Below are 19,202 nucleotides of genomic sequence, written 5' to 3'. Positions count from 1 at the left end.
CGCGGTGAGCGGCCGCCGAGGCGCGCCCGACGGAACGTGGCGCACGTCGCTCCGCCGCGATCCTTGTCCGGTTCCGCTTAGGGTTGCTTTACTCGCGGTCCGGACGAGATGACCGCTCGTGAGGGAGGTGCGTGCCAGGGTGGGCACGGCGGACACCAGGGGCACGCTCCCGGTGACGACCGCGCAGGCGGGCATCTGGTTCGCGCAGCGGCTCGATCCGGGGAACCCGATCTACACCACCGGCGAGCGCGTCGACCTGCGCGGGCCGCTCGACGTCGAGGCCTTCGTGCGGGCCGTCCGGGTCGCGGTCGACGAGGCCGACGCCCTGCACGTGCGGGTCGTGGAGGTCGACGGGGAGCCGCGCCAGCAGCCGCTCGCGCCGGCGGAGCGCCCGGGGTGGCGGGTCGAGCGCGTCGACCTCGCGGGCGAGCCCGACCCGGACGCGGCCGCCGTCGGGTGGATGCGCGCCGCGCTGGAGCGGCCGGTGGACCCGTCCTCGGGCGAACCGCTGTTCGGTCAGGCCCTGCTGCGCCTCGCCGACGACCACCACGTCTGGTTCCACCGCTACCACCACCTCGTCACCGACGCGTACGGGTTCTCGCTGATCGCCCGACGGGTGGCCGCGGTGTCGAGCGCGCTGGCGGCGGGTGCGGAGGTGCCGCCGCGGCGGTTCGGGTCGCTGGCCGACCTCGTGACCGGCGAGCGCGAGGCGGCGACCGCGACCCGGGAGACCGACCGGGACTTCTTCGCCGGCCGCTTCCCGGCGGCCCCCGAGCCCGCGACGCTCGGCCGTGGCACCGCGCTCACGTCGCGGACCTTCCGGCGGGAGGGCACGACGCTGCCCTCCGCGGTGGTCGACGGCCTGGACCGGCTCGCGGACGACGCCTCGTGGCCCGACGCGGTCCTCGCGGCGGTCGCGGTGCTGCTGGCGCGGCACGGCTCCGGGGGTCCCGACGGCGGGTCGGGCAGCTCCGGCGCCGGCTCCGGCTCCGGCGGTGTCGTGCTCGGCGTGCCGATGATGAACCGGCTGTCCGGCCCGCACCGCGCCGTCGCGTCCCGCACCCCCGGGATGCTCGTGACGATCGTGCCGGTGCGCGTGACCGTCGACCCCGGGGCGCCGGTCGCCGCGCTCGTGGCCGGTGTCGCCGCCGAGATCGCCGCGGTCCGCGGGCACGCCCGCTACGCCGTGGAGGATCTCCGACGGGACCTGCGGGTGCGGGCGGAGGGGTCGCCCGGCGGGTCGGCGCTGGTGGGGCCGTGGGTGAACGTGAAGCCGTTCGCCGACGAGCTCCGGGTGGGCGGCACGGCCGGCGCGACCGTCTCCGGGACCGCCCGCCCGGTCTCGGGCGGGCCGGTGCACGACCTCGCCGTCAACGTCCAGCGCGCCCCCGACGGCTCGCTCGCCCTCGACGTCGACGCCAACCCGGCCACCTACACGGCCGACGAGCTCGCCGGGCACGCGCGCCGGCTCGCGGGGCTGCTCGAGGAGCTGGCGGACAGCGCGCCCGAGCGCCGGGTCGGGTCGCTGCCGCTGCTCGGCGCGGCCGAGCGGGACGCGGTGCTGGCGGCGGGGGCCGGGCCCTCGGTGCCGGCGGCGTGGTCGGAGCGGTCGCTCGCGGAGCTGTTCACCGCGGCGGCGGGCGAGCACGGCGAGCGGGTCGCGGTGGCCGAGCCGGGTGGGTCCGAGCTGATGCACGCCGAGCTCGACGCCCGGGCCCGGGCCGTGGCGCTGTCGCTCGTCGAGGCGGGGGCCGGCCCGGAGTCGCTGGTGGCGCTGGCGCTGCCGCGGACGGTGGACCTCGTCGTCGGGGTGCTCGCCGCGGTGCACGCCGGGTGCGGGTGGGTGCCGCTCGACCTCGACGCCCCCGCCGCCCGGCTGGCGCAGATCCTCCAGGACGCGGACCCCGTCGTCGGGGTGGTCACGGACGAGACGGCGGCGACGTTCGCGGCGGCGGCGCCGGATGTGCCCACCCTCGATGCCAGCGGAGCGTCGTTGCTTGCATCCAGTGGCAGAAAAGCCCCGTCGTCGAACTCCGAGGACGGGCACCCCGCCCACGTCATCCACACCTCGGGCTCGACCGGCCGGCCCAAGGGCGTCGTCGTCCCCCGCGACGCGCTGCGCACCTTCCTGCTCGACATGCTGCCCCGCACCGGCCTCGCGCCGGGCGCCACGCTCGTCGCGGTCACCACGGTCGGGTTCGACATCGCCGCCCTGGAACTGCTCACCCCGCTCCTCGCCGGCGCCCGCCTCGTCGTCGCGCCCCGGCGCACGGTCCAGGACCCGACGGCCCTCGCCGCCCTCCTGCGCACCGCACGGCGGCACGAGCCCCTCACCGTCCAGGCCACCCCGACGCTCTACCGGGCGCTGCTGGACGTGCTGGGGCCGGACGACCGCCCCGACGTGCTCGACGGCGTCACCGTCCTCGTCGGGGGCGAGGCCCTGCCCGCGTCGCTGCACGCGGAGCTCACCGCCGCCGGCGCCGCCGTCACTAACCTCTACGGCCCCACCGAGGCGACCGTCTGGGCGACCACCTCGCACAGCCCCGCGATCGGCCGCCCCATCACCGGCGCCGGCGCCCACGTCCTCGACGCGGCGCTGCAGCCGGTGCCCGACGGCGTCGTCGGGGAGCTCCACCTCGCCGGCGCCGGACTGGCCCGCGGCTACCTCGGCCGGCCCGCGCTCACCGCCGAGCGGTTCGTCGCCGACCCCCACGGCCCGGCCGGCACCCGCATGTACCGCACCGGTGACCTCGCCCGCCGCGACCCCGACGGCACCCTCCACTACGTCGGCCGGGCCGACCAGCAGATCAAGGTGCGCGGCCACCGCGTCGAGCCCGGCGAGATCGAGGCCACCCTCGACGGGCTGGACGGGGTGACCCGCAGCGTCGTGACCCTGGTGAAGGACGACACCGGCGGACGGCTCGTCGCCTACGTCGTGGGGACCGGGGACCTCACGACGGCGACCGTGCGCGCCCGGCTCGCGGACACCCTGCCCGCCCACCTGCTGCCCTCGGCCGTCGTCGTGCTCGACGCCTTCCCCGAGACCGCCAACGGCAAGGTCGACCGCGCCCGCCTGCCCGCGCCGGGCACGACGACGGCGGCCGGCCGGGCCGCCGAGGGGCCGGCCGAGACGGCGGTGTGCGAGGTCGCGACGACGCTGCTGGGCGCCGAGGCCGGGCCCGACGACGACTTCTTCGCCCTCGGCGGGCACTCGCTGCTCGCGGCGCGGCTGGCCGCGCGGGTCGGGGAGCGGCTCGCCGCGGAGCTCTCGGTGCGTGACGTGTTCGACGCCCCGACCCTCGCCGACCTCGCCGCGCGCCTCACCCCCGGCAGCGCCGCGGTGGTTCCCGACGACGAGGGCCGTGTCGATGATCCGGGCCGCGCTCCGCTGTCCCCGGCCCAGCGCAGCCTGTGGTTCCTCCACCGGCTGCAGGGCCCGACCGCGACGTGGAACATCCCGCTCGTCGTCCACCTCGACGGGGCGCTCGCCGACGACGAGGCCGACGCGCTCGTGGCGGCGATCGGCGACGTCGTCGCGCGCCACGAACCGCTGCGCACGATCCCGCGGGAGGACCCGGACGACCCCGGGACCGTGTGGCAGGACGTGCTCGACGCACCCGAGGTGTGCCTGGACCGGGTCGAGGCCGAGGACGACGCGGCCCTCGACGCCGCCGTCGACGCCGCCGCCCGCACCCCGATCGACGTCGCGACGACGATCCCGGTGCGCGCCACGCTGGTGCGGGCGCCGGGGCGGGCCGCGCTCGTCGTCGTCGTGCACCACCTCGCGGGGGACGAGTGGTCGCTCGCGACGCTCTACGACGATCTCGCCACCGCCCACGCCGCCCGCCTCGCCGGGCACGCGCCGTCGTTCGCCCCGCTGCCGACGACCTACGCCCGCACGACGCGGGCGGCCGCGTCCCGCCGCGGCGACCCGGCGGACGGGCTGGCGCGGTGGCGGGCGCGCCTCGCCGACGCGCCCGTCGAGGTCACGGTGCCGCCCGACCGACCGCGTCCCGCCCGGCCGTCGCCCGCCGGTGGGGAGGTCCCGGTCGAGATCGACGCGGCGCTGCACCGCGGCGTCCGGGCGCTCGCGCGGGAGACCGGGACGACGACGTTCATGGTCGTGCACGCGGCGCTCGTCGCGGTGCTGGGCGGGAGCGACGTCGTCGTCGGGACGCCGGTGGCGCGGCGGGACGAGGCGGCCGCCGAGCCGTTGGTGGGGCTCTTCGTCGGGCTGGTCGCGCTGCGGGTGCGTCTCGACGGCGTGGCGACCGTGCGGGAGCTGCTGGGGCGGGTGCGCGACGCCGACCTAAGCGCCGTCGCCGACGCCGGCGTGCCGTTCGACGAGGTGGTGGCCGCGGTGGCGCCGCCGCGCCGGCCGGGACGGCACCCGTTGTTCCAGGTGATGCTCACCCACCGGGAGGTCCGGGCGGACGTCCCGCCGCTCGGTGGCCGGCCGGCGCGCACCGAGCTGCGCGGCACCGGGACGGCGAAGCTCGACCTCACCGTGGAGCTCACCGAGACCCGCGGCGCGGACGGGGTCCGCGGCCGGCTGGAGTACGCGAGCGCGCTGTACGACGAGGCGACGGCGCGCGGGGTGGTCGACGCGCTGGTGGCGGCGCTGCGGGAGATGGCCGCGGACGCGGACGGTCCGGTGCCCACCGTTCCGCGCGAGGGGACCCTTCGGGCGACTAGAGCGACCGAATCCTCCCCTCGCGGCCCGGCCGAGGCGGCGACCCTCTTGCGCGAGGGGACCCTTGGGGCGGATAGAGCGACCGAATCCTCCCCTCGCGCCGCGGAGGAGGCCGCCCGCGCGCTCGCCGCAGTGTTCGCCGACGTCCTCGGCGTGCCCTCCGCCGACCCCGACGCCGACTTCTTCTCCCTCGGCGGCGACAGCATCGCGTCGATCCGGGTCGTGGCGCGGGCGCGCGCGGCGGGCTGGACCGTCGAGGTCGCGGACGTATTGGACCTGCGCACCCCGACCGCGCTGGCCGCCGTCGCCCGGCCCACCGGGACACCCGCCGCCGCTGACGACACGCCCGCCCCGCTCGTGGACCTCGACGACGACGAGCTCGACGACCTCGGCTTCGAGGACCTCGACGACGAGCCCGACGACGCCCTGCCGAGCCCGCGGTGACCGGAGCCTCCCGGCGCGGCGTCTCCGACGTCCTGCCGCTCACCGGGCTGCAGCGCGGCCTGCTCTACCTCGCCCGACGGGACGGCTCGACCGACGAGCGAGCCGTCGACCCGTACACCATCCAGCTCGTCGTCGACGGCGATGGCCCGCGCCCCGAGCGCCTCCACGCCGCGCTCGACGCCGTGCTCGCCCGCCACGACGTGCTCCGCGCCGCGGTGCGGGACCGCACGCGGGGCGAGCCGGTCGCCGTCGTCCCCACCCGCGCGCGGGTGCCGTGGCAGGAGACGTCGGCCGAGACCGACGACGAGGTCGAGGAGCGCTGCCTCGACGAGCGCCGCCGGCCCTTCGACCTCGCCACCCCGCCGCTGGTCCGCGCGCTGCTGATCAGGCGCGGCACCGGTTGGCGGCTCGCGATCACGCTGCACCACCTCGTCGTCGACGGCTGGTCGCTGGGCCCGCTGCTGCGCGAGCTGCTGACGACGGCGGACACCGGCGCCGCGTCGTCGGCGGCACCCGTCCCGTTCCGCCGCCACCTCGAGCACCTCGCGACGCTGGACCGCGACGCCGCCGCCCGCCGCGTCGCCGCCGACCTCGCCGGGCTCGACGAACCGACGCGGCTGGTGCCGGCACTGCCCGACACTCCGCCCGACCTGCCGTCGGCGGTCACCCGCGCGCTCCCCGCGCTCGACACCTCCCGGTGGACGCTGGCGACGCTCCTCCAGGCCGCGTGGGGGCTCACGCTCGCGCGGCTGACCGGGCGCGACGACGTCGTGTTCGGCACGACCGTCTCGGGTCGCCCCGCGGCGCTCGACGGCGTCGAGGAGATGATCGGGCCGTTCGTGGCGACGCTGCCGGTGCGCGTCGACGCGTCGCCGGGTCCCGACGGCGGGCGCACCGTCGCGGACCTGATCGACGCGCTCGGGGCCCGCGGCCGGTCCCGGCTCGCCGACGAGCAGGCCGACCTGGCGACCGTCTCGCGGCTGGCCGGGATCGAGGGGGAGCCGTTCGACACGCTGCTCGTGGTCGAGAACGTCGGGCTCGACCCGTCGGCCCTCGCCGCGCTCGCCCCCGGGCTGGGAGTGCGGGAGGTGGGCATCCGGGACGCGACGCACTACCCAGTCAGCGTCGTCGCGCTCCCCGCGCACGGCGACGCGCCGGCCCGGCTGCGGGTGGTGTACCGGCCCGACGCGCTGTCCACCGCCGACGCCGAGGTGCTGGCCGACCGGGTGCTGCGGGTGCTCACGGCCGTCGGCGCCGACCCGGCGCGGCGGCTCGTCGACATCGAGGTGACGGACGAGGACGAACGGCACCGCCTCGTCGTCGCACCCAACACCCCGGCGCCGGACGAACCCCACCGCAGCGTCCCGACGACGTGGCCCGCGCTCTTCGCCCGCGCCGCGGCGCTCGACCCCGCGAAGCCCGCGGTGCGCGACGGCGAGCGGACGGTGACGTGGGCCGAGCTCGAGGAGGGGTCGGGGCGGCTCGCCCGGGCGCTGGTGGCGCGCGGAGCCGGGCCGGGCGCGGTCGTCGGGGTGGCGCTGCCGCGGACGGTCGACCTCGTCGTCGCGCTCACCGCGGTGCTGCGCTCCGGGTCGGCGTACCTCGCGCTCGACCTCGACTACCCGGCCGACCGGCTGGCGCTCATGGTCCGCGAGGCCGAGCCGGTCGTGGTGATCACGGACGGCTCGGATCCGGGATTCGACGACGTGGCTTTCCTGTCACTGGATGCAAGCAACGACGCTCCGCTTGCACGGGACGGCGACCCCCTCCCCGAGCCCCACCCCGACGACGCCGCCTACCTGATCTTCACCTCGGGCTCCACCGGCCGGCCGAAGGGCGTCGTCGTGCCCCACGCCGGGGTCGCCGACCTCGTCGCCACCGCCACCGACCCGCCCCGCCTCGCGGTCACCCCGGACTCCCGGGTCGCGATGTTCGCGAGCGTCAGCTTCGACCTCGCGTTCTTCGAGATGTCGATGGCGCTCTGCGTCGGTGGGACCTGCGTGCTCGTCCCCACCGCGCTGCGCAGCCCCGACCACGCGCTCGCCGCCTACCTGCGCGACGAGGGCGTCACCCACGCCGCGCTCCCGCCCAGCGTGTCCGGCGCGCTCCCCGCCGACGCCCCGCTGCCCGAGGGCATGACGATCCTCGTCGGGACCGAGGCCGTGCCCCCGGAGCTCGTCGCGCGGTGGGGCCACACCCGGCGGCTCTTCGACGCGTACGGCCCCACCGAGGTCACCGTCAACGCCACGCTCGGGCGCCTGGACCCCGAGTCGGTCCGGAAGACCGGCGCCGCACCGATCGGCCGGGTCGACGTCGGTGGCCGCGCCTACGTGCTGGACCGGCGGCTGCGCCCGGTGCCCGACGGCGTCGTCGGGGAGCTCTACCTCGCCGGCGCCGGCCTGGCACGCGGCTACCTCGACCGGCCCGACCTCACCGCCGAGCGCTTCCTCGCCGACCCCTTCGGCGCTGCGTTCGACGAGCCCGGCGCCCGGATGTACCGCACCGGCGACCTCGTCCGCCGCCGCCCCCGCACGCTGCCCAGCGGCGAGCCCGACCCCTGGCCCGGCGAGCTCGACTACCTCGGCCGCGCCGACGAGCAGGTGTCGCTGCGCGGGTTCCGGATCGAGCCCGGCGAGGTGTCGGCGGTCCTCGCGGAGGACCCGGCGGTGACCCAGGCCCTCGTCGTCGTCCGGCGCGACGGGGGCCGGCCGCAGCTGGTCGGGTACGTCACCGGCCGCGACCCCGACCCCGCCGCGCTCCGCCGCCGCGCCGCCGAGCGGCTCCCCGAGCACATGATCCCGGCGGCCGTCGTCGTGCTCGACGCCTTCCCGGTCACCGCCAACAACAAGATCGACCGCGCGACGCTCCCCGCGCCCGCCTTCAAGGAGATCCAGAGGAGCACGACGACGGCGGGGGCGGGCGGGGAGCCGACGACGCCGGCCGAGCACGACCTCGTCGGGGTGGTCGCCGACGTGCTCGAGCTCGACACCGTGGGGGTCGACGACGACTTCTTCGCCCTCGGCGGCGACTCCATCGTCGCGCTCGCGCTGGTCACCCGCGCACGGCGGGCCGGATGGACCGTGACGCCGCGGCAGGTCGTCGAGCGCCGCACCGCCCGGGAGCTCGCCGCGGTGGCGGTGCGGATCGGCGACGACGCCCCCGCGCCGGTCGACGACGGCACCGGGACCGTCGCGCTGCTGCCGGTCGCCCGGGCCTGGCTCGCGCGGTGCGCCGCGGTGGGTGGGCCGATCGCGCGGTACCACCAGCGGGTGGTGCTGACCGTCCCGGCCGGGGCGCGGGTCGTCGAGGCGCTCGACGCGGTCCTCGCCCGCCACGACCTGCTGCGCGCCCGCCTCGTGCGCGGCGAGGAACCGATGCTCGAGGTCCCGGCCGCCGGCGCCGTCACCGCCGCCGACGTGCTCCGGACGCTCGACCGGGACGCCATCGCCCCGCGCGACGCAGGTCCGCAGCCACCCCATCCCGATGATCATGCGCTCGACGCCGCCGTCGAGGACGCCGTCGCCCGGCTCGACCCCGAGGGCGGGCGCATGCTCGCCGCGACCCTCGTCGGGGACCGGCTCGTCCTCGCCGCACACCACCTCGTCGTCGACGCCGTCTCCTGGCGCGTCCTCACCGACGACCTGCGCGCGGCGCACGCGGCGCTCGCCGCCGGCCACCCACCCGCCCTCGATCCCGTCCCGACCTCCTTCCGCACCTGGACGGCCGACCTCCCCGCCGCGGCCGCCGCCCGGGAACCCGAGCAGGACCACTGGCGCACCACCGCCCCCCGGTCCGGCGACGCCCGCCTCACGACGACGGCGGGTGCCCCCGGCACCGTCGGGACCCAGTCCCACCACCACGTGACCCTGCCGCCGGAGGTCACCGGGCCGCTCCTCGGCGAGCTGCCCGCGAGCGTCCGCGGCGGCGTCGACGACGTGCTCGTCGCCGCCGTCCTCCTCGCGGTGACACGGCACGCCGGCGGGGAGGGCCTCGTCGTCGACCGGGAGCGGTACGGCCGCGAGGTGCCCGCCGACGGTCCGGACCTCTCGCGCACCGTCGGGTGGTTCACCGTCGTGCACCCGGTCCGGCTCGCGCTGCCGGAGGATCCGACGCCGGACCGGCTCCTCAAGGCCGTCAAGGAACAGCTGCGCGCGACACCGGGCGACGGTGCGGGGTACGGGCTCCGGGGCGGGGTCGACGCCGAGACCCCCGAGCTGCTCGTCAACTACCTGGGCCGGACGGGCACGCACGCGGCCGGTCCGTTCGCTCCCGCCCCCGAGGCCCCGGCGATGAGCGGCGGCGCCGACCCGGGGATGCCGCTCGCGCACCCGCTCGAGGTCAACGCCCGCACCGAGGACCGCGACGACGGGCCGCACCTGGTGGCGCGGTGGTCGTTCGACACGACCCGGCTCGACGCGGCCGCCGTCGAGGCCCTCGCCGACGCCTTCACTGCCGCGTGCCGGGAGCTCGTCGCCGCCCGCAGCGGGATCGGGGGAGCGACGCCGTCGGACTTCCCGACGGTGGCGCTCACCCAGGACGACGTCGACGCCCTCACCGCGCAGGGCGCCGAGGACGTCCTCGCCCCGGCGCCGCTGGCCGAGGGGCTGCTGGCGACGGCGGCGCTCACCGGTGACGACGACGTGTACGCCGTCGCCCTCGAGATCGAGCTCTCCGCCCCGCTGACCGACGAGCACCGCGCCGCCCTCGAGCGCGCCGCGACCGCCCTGGTCGCCCGGCACGACGCGCTGCGCGAGACCTTCCCGCAGGTCTCCTCGGGCCGGTGGGTGACCGCGATCGGGGCCGAGCCGCGCAGTGCGCTGTGGAGCTACCGGACGACGCCGCAGGGCCTCGTCCTGAGCGCCCACCACGCGATCCTCGACGGCTGGTCGACGCCGGTCCTCGTCCGCGAGTGGTTCGCGCTCTGGACCGCGGCGCTCGCGCACCCGGACGCGACCGACCTCGTCGCCGCCGCCGGTCTCGGCCCCACCCACCCGCACCGCGCCCACCTCGCCCGCCTCGCCGCCCGCGCGGCCGGCCCCGAGGGTGCGGCCGCCCGGGCGGCCTGGGCCGAGGCGCTGGCCGGGCTGGACGGCCCGACGCTGCTCGCCCCGGCCGGGTCGGAGGGTCCGGCCGAGGCGCAGGGTCCGGTCGAGGCGCTCGAGCGGGACGTCGACCCGGAGCTCGCGTCCGACCTCCAGGCGCTCGCCCGGTCCCGCGGGGTCACGCTCGCGACGCTGCTGCAGGTCGCCTGGGCGCTGGTGCTCGCGCGCAGCACGGGGCGCGACGACGTCGTGCTCGGCCAGACCGTGTCCGGGCGGCCACCGGAGGTCGACGGGGTCGACACCGCGGTCGGGCTCTACATCACCACGGTGCCGGTGCGGGTCCGGCTCGACGACGACGAGGCCGTGGCGGACCTGGCCGGGCGCGTGCAGGGGGAGCAGGCGGCGCTGGCCGAGCACGCCGAGATCGGGCTGCCGGCGATCCAGCGGGCGGCGCCGGCCGGGTCGGGCGAGCTGTTCGACACCCTGCTCGTCGTCGAGAACTACCCCCTCGACCCGTCCGCCGTCGACGACGCCGCCCCGCCCGGGCTGCACGTGACCGCGGTCCGCCACCACGACGCGCCGCACTATCCGGCGAGCCTCGTCGCGACCCCGGGCGACGGCCGGCTGCACCTCGCGCTGACGCACCGGCCCGACGTCGCCGACGGCCCCGGCCTGCTCGACCGGCTGCTGGTCGCGCTCACCGCGCTGGCCCGCACCCCGGACGAGACGGTCGGGGCGCTCGACCTCCTCGACGACGCCGCCCGCGCCGCCGCGCTCGCGCCCGGCCCGGTGCGGTCGATCGCGCCGACGACGCTCACCGCGATGCTCGAGGCGGGGCTCGCGGCGGCACCGGACGCGGTCGCGGTGGTGACGCCGACGGGGGAGACGCTGACCCGCGGCGAGCTCGACGGCCGGTCGGCGGCGCTCGCGGCGGGGCTGGCGGCCCGGGGGATCGGGCGCGGGGACGTCGTCGGGGTGGCGCTGCCGCGGTCGGCCGAGCTGATCGTGGCCCTCGTCGGAGTGCTCCGCGCCGGCGCCGCCTACCTGCCGCTCGACCCCGACTACCCGGCCGACCGGGTCGCGTTCATGCTCGCCGACTCGGGCGCGAAGCTCGTGCTCGATGGCAGCGGTGTCGCATCGCAGACACTCAACGTCTGCGATGCGACACCGCTGCCATCACCACCCGACCCCGCCGACGCCGCCTACGTCCTCTACACCTCGGGCTCCACCGGCCGGCCGAAGGGCGTCGTCGTCACCCACGAGGCGATCGTCAACCGCCTCGTCTGGATGCAGGACCGGTTCGGGCTCGGCCCCGCCGACGCCGTGCTCCAGAAGACGCCGTCCAGCTTCGACGTCTCGGTGTGGGAGTTCTTCTGGCCGCTGGTCGACGGCGCGCGCCTCGTCCTCGCCGAGCCCGGCCGCCACGGCGACCCCGAGCACCTCGCCGCGGTGATCACCGCCCACGGCGTCACGACGATGCACTTCGTCCCGTCGATGCTGCGGCCGTTCCTCGACCACGTCGAGCGCACCGACGCCGCCGTCGGGACCCTGCGCCGCATCGTCTGCTCCGGCGAGGGCCTCCCGCCCGCGCTCGCCACCCGTGCGCGCACCGTGGTGCCCCACGCCGCGCTCCACAACCTCTACGGCCCGACCGAGGCCGCCGTCGATGTCACCGCCACCGAGATTCCCGGCGGCGAACCGACCGTCCCGATCGGCGCGCCGGTCGCCAACACCGGCGTCCGCGTCCTCGACCACCGCCTGCGCCCCGTCGCGCCCGGCGTCACCGGCGAGCTCTACCTGACCGGCGTCCAGCTCGCCCGCGGCTACCTCGGCCGGCCCGCCCTGACCGCCGCCCGCTTCGTCGCCGACCCCGACGGCCCGCCCGGCACCCGCATGTACCGCACCGGCGACCGCGCCCGCCGCCGCCCGCCCGGTGACCCCCGCGCCGGCGAGCTCGACCACCTCGGCCGCGTCGACGACCAGGTCAAGATCCGGGGCTTCCGCGTCGAGCTCGGCGAGGTCGAGGCGGCGCTGGCCGCGCAGCCCGGCGTCGGGCAGGCCGTCGCCTCGGTGCGCACGACCCCCGCCGGCGCCGTCCGCCTCGTCGCCCACGTCGTCCCCGCGCCCGGCGCGGACATCGACCGCGACGCCCTCCTCGCCGGCGTCGCCGACCGCCTCCCCGAGCACATGGTCCCCCGCGCCCTCGCCGTCGTGGACGCGGTGCCGCTCTCGCCGAGCGGCAAGGTCGACCGCGGCGCGCTGCCGGATCCGACCACGGGTCCCGACGACGCCGGCCGGGGTCCAGCGGGCGCGGTGGAGGCGTCGCTGGCCGGCGCCGTCGGCGAGGTGCTCGGCGTCGACGCCGTGCCCGTCGACGCCGACTTCCTCGCCCTCGGCGGCGACAGCATCCTCGCGATCGCGGTGGTCGCCCGGGCACGGGCGGCCGGCGTCGTCGTCACCCCGCGGCAGGTGCTCCAGCAGCGCACGGTCGCCGCGCTGGCCGCCGTCGCCGGGACGCCGACGGAGCAGCCGGCCACCGCGACCGACCCCGACGACGCCCCGCTGCTCCCCGTCGCGCAGGCCCTCGTCGCGGCCGGTCCGTGGCGGCGGTTCCACCAGTGGCGGGCGTTCGTGGTCGAGGGCGACACCGAGCAGCTGCGCCGCACCCTCACGGGCCTCCTCGCCCGGCACCCCGCGCTGTCGGTGCGCGTCGACCTCACAGCGCACAGGATGGTGCGGACCGAACCCGGCGAGGTCGCGCTGCGCCGGGTCGACGCCGGAGACCGCGACCTCGCCGCGGTGCTGGACGACGAGGCCGCCCGGGCCGCGGACCGGCTCGACCCGGAGCGCGGGCACGTGCTCGAGGCGGTCCACGTCGTCGGGGACGGCGGTGGCGACGGCGGGGCGGGGCGGCTCGTGCTCGTCGCGCACCACGTCGCCGTCGACGCCGTGTCCTGGCAGCGCCTCGCCCGGGACCTGACCGACCCCGACCCGGCACCCGCCCCCGGCTACCTCGCGCACGCCCGCCGGCTCGCCGAGGGGGCCGCCGCACTCCGCGACCAGCTCCCCGGCTGGGCCGCCGTCCTGCGCCGCGACGCGCCCGCCCTGCCGCTGCGCGGCCCGCTCGACCCCACCCGCGACGTCGCCGCCGCCCTGCACCGCCGCGAACGCCGGATCGCCGGCGCGGCCGGGCTCACCGCGGCGGGCGCGCTCGTCGGCGGGACCGGCGAGGACGTCGTGCTCGCCGCGCTGGCCCTCGCGGCCGGCCGGGTCGGGCGGGGTGGGCCGCTGGTCGTCGAGGTCGAGGGGCACGGGCGCGGGGACGGCGGGGCCGGGTCCGACGCGGTCGGCTGGTTCACCACGGTCGTCCCGGTCCGGGTGGACCTGCGCGGGCTCGAGCTGCCGGACCCGCCATACCCGCCCGACCTGCCGGGACGAACGGCCGGTTCGGCACCCTCGATGGTCACGAACCGGCCGTTCGTGCTCCTGGCCCGCGTGCTGCGCCGCGTCGTCACGGCCCGCCACGGGCTGCCCGGTCCGGACTCGGCGTTCGGGGTGCTGCGCCACCTCGACGACGAGGGCGCGCGCGTGCTGGGCGCGCTGCCGCCGCCCGAGGTGGTCCTCAACCACCTGGGGCGCGCGCCCGCCGTCGTCCCCGGTGCGACGCGCCCCGGCGACCCCGCCCCCGAGGCCCCGGGCCTGCACGGCGGCGGCGACCCCGACCGCCCGACCCCGGCCCACCTCACCCTCGACACGGTCCTCGAGGGCGACGACCTCGTCGTGCGCGCCGCGTGGCCGGGGCCGACCCTGCACGACGACGACGTCGACGCGCTCCTCGACGCCCTTGCCGACGCCCTCCCAGCGCTCGCCGCACTCCCCGGCCACGACCTGGGCGTGCTCGCCAACCCGACCCCGGCCGCCGTCACCGCCCCCCTCGACGAGCAGGACCTGGAGCGGGTGCTCGGCGTCGTCGCCCCGGCCCGGGTCGTCGACGTCCTCCCGCCCGCCCCGCTCGCCGAGGGGCTGATGCTCCGCGGCGGCGAGGGCTCGGACCCCTACACGATCCAGCTCACGCTGCCGCTGTCCGGCGACCTCGACGACGAATCCGTCGGCGCGCTGGGCGAGGCGGTGACCGCGACCGTCGCCCGGCACGACGCCCTGCGCACGGTCCTGCCCGCCGGCGCCGACGGCCGCCCCCTCGCCGTCGTGCTCGCCGACCCGCCCCACGGGGCGTTCCGCGTCGTCGAGCTCGACCACCCGACCGACGCGAGGGGAACATCCGGTCGCTCTACGGACACGAGGGTTCCCCTCGCGCAGGTGCGGGCCGACGACCGGCGCACCTTCGACCTCGCCCGCGGCCCCCTGCTGCGCGCCACCCTCGTCCGCGGTGCCGACCGCCACCACCTCGTGCTCACTGTCCACCACGTCGCCGTGGACGGCTGGTCGATGCCGATCCTCGTGCGCGACCTGCTCGACACCTGGGCCCGCCGCGCCCCCGCCCGCCCCGCCCCGGCGCACCGCGACCACCTCGCCCGGCTGGCCGCCCGCGACCCCGCCGAGGATCTCGACGCCTGGCGGGAGCACCTCGCCGGACTGGCCGGGCCCACGCTGGTGGCGCCGCAGGACGTCGTCGACGACCCCGTACCGGCCCGCACCCCCGTCACCCTCGACGACCGGACCCGGCACGGTCTGCGCGCCCTCGCCCGCCGTCGTCGGGTCACGCCCGCGACGCTGCTCCAGGTCGCGTGGGGGATCGTCCTCGGCTGGGCGACCGGGACTGGCGACGTCGTCCTGCTCCAGACGGTGTCCGGGCGCGGCGGCGAGGACACCGGCACCGTGGGGCTGTTCATCGACACCGTCCCGGTGCGGGTGCGGCCGGCCCCGTCGACCCGCGTCGGGACCCTCCTCGAGCAGGTCCGCGACGAGCAGGCGGCGCTGGCCGACCGCACGCACGTCGGCCTCGCCCGCATCACCCGCGCCGCCGGGCACACCCAGCTCGCCGACACCCTCCTGGTCGTCGAGAACTATCCCGTCGACGGGGCGGCGCTCGCCGGGCCGGCCGGGATCGGGGTCGGCCGCGTCGCCGCCGAGGACGGCACCCACTACCCGCTCTGCGTGGTGGCGGCCGGGACCGACGGGCTCGACGTGCACGTCGCCCACCACCTCGACGACGCCGAGGGCGCCGCGTGGGCCGCCCGGCTCGCGCGGGTGCTCACGACGATGGCCGACGGCGAGTCCCTGCCGGTCGGCCGGATCGACCCGCTGGGGGAGGCCGAGCGGCGGCTGGTGGTGCACGACTGGAACGACACCGCCGTGGACGCGGGCACCGACCCGTGGCCCACGTGGTTCGCCGCGCAGGTCGCGACGCGGCCGGACGCGCCCGCCGTCGTCGGGGAGACCCCGGACGGCACCGTGAGGTGGACCTACCGCGAGCTCGACGCCCGGACCGCGGCGATCGCGGCGGCGCTGGCGGCGCGGGGGAGCGGGCCGGAGGACGTCGTCGGGGTCGCGCTGCCGCGCACGCCCGACCTCGTCGCCGGCCTCGCCGGGGTGCTGCGCGCCGGGACGGCCTACCTGCCCCTGGACCCCGACTACCCGGCCGACCGGCTCCGGTTCACCGCCGCCGACGCGGGGGTGCGGCTCGTCGTCACCACCCGCGCCGTCGCCGCGGACCTGCCGCTCGAGGACGTCGAACTGCTCTGCGTCGAGGACCTGCCCGATGCGGTGGCCCCGACCGTCGAGCTCTCCCCGGACCACGCCGCCTACGTCATCCACACCTCGGGCTCGACGGGGCGGCCCAAGGGCGTCGTCGTGCCCCACCGCGTCGTGCCCTCGCTGATCGCGACGGCGACCGGGCGGCTCGGCCTGCGGCCCGGGGCGCGGGTGCTGCAGTTCGCCTCACCCGGGTTCGACGTGGCGTTCTGGGAGCTGACGATGGCGCTCGGGGTCGGCGCCACCCTCGTCGTCGCGCCCTCGCGGGTACGGCTGCCCGACCACGCGCTCACCGACTTCCTCGCCGAGCACGACGTGGGCCGCGGCGACGTCATGATCCTCCCGCCCGCGCTGGTCGCGGCCCTGCCGGCCGACGCGGCGCTGCCCGAGGGCGCGGTGCTGCTGGTCGGGACGGAGGCCGTGCCGCCGGCGGTGACCGAGCGGTGGGCGGGCCGGCTGCGGGTGTTCAACGCCTACGGGCCCACCGAGGTGGCCGTGAACTCGACGCTGGGCGAGACCGACCCGACGTCGGGGGCGAGCGGCCGGGTGCCGATCGGGGTGCCGGACCCGAACACCCGCGCGCTGGTCCTCGACCCCGCGCTGCGGCCGGTCCCGCCCGGCGGGGTGGGCGAGCTCTACCTCGGCGGGGCGGGGCTCGCCCGCGGTTACCTGGGACGTCCGGACCTGACCGCCGAACGCTTCGTCGCCGACCCCTTCGCCGACGAGCCCGGCGCCCGCCTGTACCGCACCGGCGACGTGGTGCGCCGCCTGCCCGACGGGCGGCTGGACCACCTCGGCCGCGCCGACGACCAGGTCAAGATCCGGGGACACCGGATCGAGCTCGGCGAGGTGGCCGCCGCCGTGGCCGGCGCGCCCGGCGTCGCGCGGGCGGTCGCGGACACCCGCCCCGCACCCGGCGGGACCCGGCGGCTGGTGGCGTGGCTGGTGCTCGCCGGGGCGCGCCGCGGGACGAGCCTCGACGTCGTGCGCCGGCACCTCACGTCGGTGCTGCCGGCCCCGATGGTGCCCGCGGACCTCGTCGTCGTCGACGGGATCCCGACGCTGCCCTCCGGCAAGACCGACCGCGCTGCCCTGCCGGAGCCCCCGTCGTCGAGCCCGGCCGGGACCCCGCCCCGCGACGACGCGGAGCGCGCGGTCGCGCAGGTCTACGCCGACGTCCTGGACCTCGACGCGCCCCCCGACGTCCACGCCGGGTTCGCCGATCTCGGCGGGCACTCGCTGCTGCTCGCCGCGCTGCGGACGCGGCTGCGCGAACGGCTCGGCGTCACCGTGTCGGTGGGGGAGCTGCTGCGGCGGCCGTCGGCCGCGGAGGTGGCCGAGCTGGTGCGGGGGCGCCCGGGTCCCGACGACGGCGAGGGCGGCGCGGCGCCGCGCCTGGTCCCGCTGCGGCGGGCCGGCGGCCGCCCGGTGCTGCTGCTGCCCGGCGCGGGTGGGGTCGCGCTGCCGTTCGGCCCGCTGGCGGGGGCGCTGCCGGCCGACCGCGCGGTGTGGGCGCTGCAGGCCCCCGAGCTGGCGGACGCGTCGGTGGCCGCGCCGGACCTGGGCGCGGCGGTGGCCGACGTGCTCGCGCGGATCGACGAGCTGGGCGGGGTGGTGGACCTCGTCGGGTGGTCCTACGGCGGGGTGCTCGCGCAGGCGGTCGCGGCGTCGTCGCGGGGGCGGGTCGCGTCGCTGGTGCTGCTCGACGCGTGGCCCGGGGCAGGTCCGTCCGGGGCCGGCGAGGCGACCGGCGACGAGAACCGCCGTGGGGCGACCGAGTCGCCACGACCCGGTCGTTCCGGCACGGATCGCGCCGGCCTCGGTCCGGCGACCGGACCCGGGCCCGCGCAGACCGTGTCCGACGGACAGGGGCCGGCGGCGGCCTTCCTCGGCGGCGTGCTCGGGGTCGGGCCGGTCGAGGACCCAGACGGGCTCGCCGCGGCGGTCGCCGCCCGTCCCGACCTCGCCGCGCTCTACCCGCCGCCGGTCCTCGCGGGCGCCGTCCGCCACGTCGAGCACGCGCGCGCGCACCTGGCCGCGCACACCCCGCGGCCGCTCCCGACCGACGCCCGCCTGGCGGTCACCGTCGTCGTCGCCGCGGGGGAGCCCGGCCGGCGTCAGGAACGCGTCGTTCCTGACGGTGCCCCGGAGCGCGCGCGTGAGCTCTGGGCGCCCGTCCTGCCGGCCGACGCCCGGTTCGTCACGGTCGACGCGACGCACCTCGGTCTGCTGCGGCCCGGTGCGGTGGAGCGCGTCGCCGAGCACGTCCATCAGACGCTGACCCGAGCACTTGATCCCGAGGAGATTCCGTGACGTCCCCCCGCTCCCTGCCCGTGCCGCCCGGCGTCTCGCGCCGCGGGTTCCTCGCCGGACTCGGGGGGATCGCCGCCGTCGGCGCGCTGGCCGCGTGCGGCGGGGGCGACACGGGCGGCGGCAGCGGGATCCAGGGCCCCACGCGGCAGATCCAGGCCGCGAACGGGCCCGTGACGATCCCGGCGAACCCGCAGCGGGTGGCGTGCATCGACTTCTACACGACCTACGCGCTGCTCGACGTCGGCGTCACGCCGGTCGCGACCGCGCAGGCGACCGTCGGCGGGGTGTACGCGCCCTACCAGCAGGCCTACGACGCGATCCCCAAGCTCGGCCAGCCGACCTCGATCAACGTCGAGGCTCTCGCCGCGGCGAACCCGGACCTCGTCCTCGGCACCAAGGTCCCGACGATGCAGCCGGGGCTCGAGGCGGACCTGGGGCAGATCGCGCCGTACGCGCTCTTCGACGCCGGCAGCGAGCCGGGGACGTGGAAGCAGCGGGCCCTCGCGACGGCCGACGCCGTCGACCGGCTCCCGCAGGGCCGGCAGGTGGCGGCGCAGTACGCCCAGCACGCGGCGGCGATCAGGGAACGGTTCGCGGCGACACTCGGGCGCACGACCTGGGGCCTGGTCCGCGGCAGCTCCGGCGGGGCGTTCTTCGCGGACTACCCGACCTCGTGGAGCGGGGTCGTCCTCGCCGACGCCGGGGCCCGCTTCGGCCAGGCGACGGCCGGGAAGCGGGGTGCAGGAGCGCGGCTGTCCTACGAGCAGGCCTCGCAGCTCGCCGACTGCGACGTCCTGCTCTACCTCGCCGACGCGCAGGGTCAGGTCGAGGCGAGCACGAGGACGCTGCTCGCCCAGCCGGCCTTCGCCGCGCTACCGGCGGTCCGCGCCGGCCGGGCGTTCCCGCTGCCGAACTACTACACGACGCACTACCGCCAGGGCGACGCCGTGCTCACGACGCTCGAGCAGGTGCTCCGCTCGTGAGCACTAACTGTCGCT

At 78.1% G+C, this 19,202-nt stretch carries 3 protein-coding genes; all 3 read left to right on the top strand.

Features of this window, described 5'->3' with window-relative positions:
- Positions 1 to 118 precede the first annotated feature (118 nt).
- Genes HH311_RS11715 through HH311_RS11705 form a run of 3 tightly spaced genes read left to right on the top strand, consistent with a single transcriptional unit; the run spans position 119 to position 19,187 of the window.
- The gene (locus HH311_RS11715) at positions 119 to 5,137 is read left to right on the top strand and encodes a non-ribosomal peptide synthetase (protein WP_312030085.1); all 5,019 of its coding nucleotides are present in this window, start codon (positions 119 to 121) and stop codon (positions 5,135 to 5,137) included.
- Positions 5,134 to 18,204 (top strand): non-ribosomal peptide synthetase, encoded by a 13,071-nt coding sequence (locus HH311_RS11710; RefSeq protein ID WP_169183836.1) that lies wholly within the window; start codon positions 5,134 to 5,136, stop codon positions 18,202 to 18,204. Before HH311_RS11715 ends, HH311_RS11710 begins: the two co-directional genes overlap by 4 nt.
- Positions 18,201 to 19,187 carry an ABC transporter substrate-binding protein gene (locus HH311_RS11705; RefSeq protein ID WP_169183835.1) on the top strand — a complete coding sequence of 329 codons (987 nt, stop codon included), beginning with the start codon at positions 18,201 to 18,203 and terminating at the stop codon, positions 19,185 to 19,187. The genes HH311_RS11710 and HH311_RS11705 overlap by 4 nt, the downstream gene beginning before the upstream one ends.
- Positions 19,188 to 19,202: the final 15 nt, after the last annotated feature.

It is taken from the genome of Actinomycetospora sp. TBRC 11914 (assembly GCF_012933465.1).
Taxonomy (GTDB): domain Bacteria; phylum Actinomycetota; class Actinomycetes; order Mycobacteriales; family Pseudonocardiaceae; genus Actinomycetospora.
The sequence above is the reverse complement of the archived record's forward strand: the minus strand, read 5'-3'. Positions and strand labels throughout refer to the sequence as shown.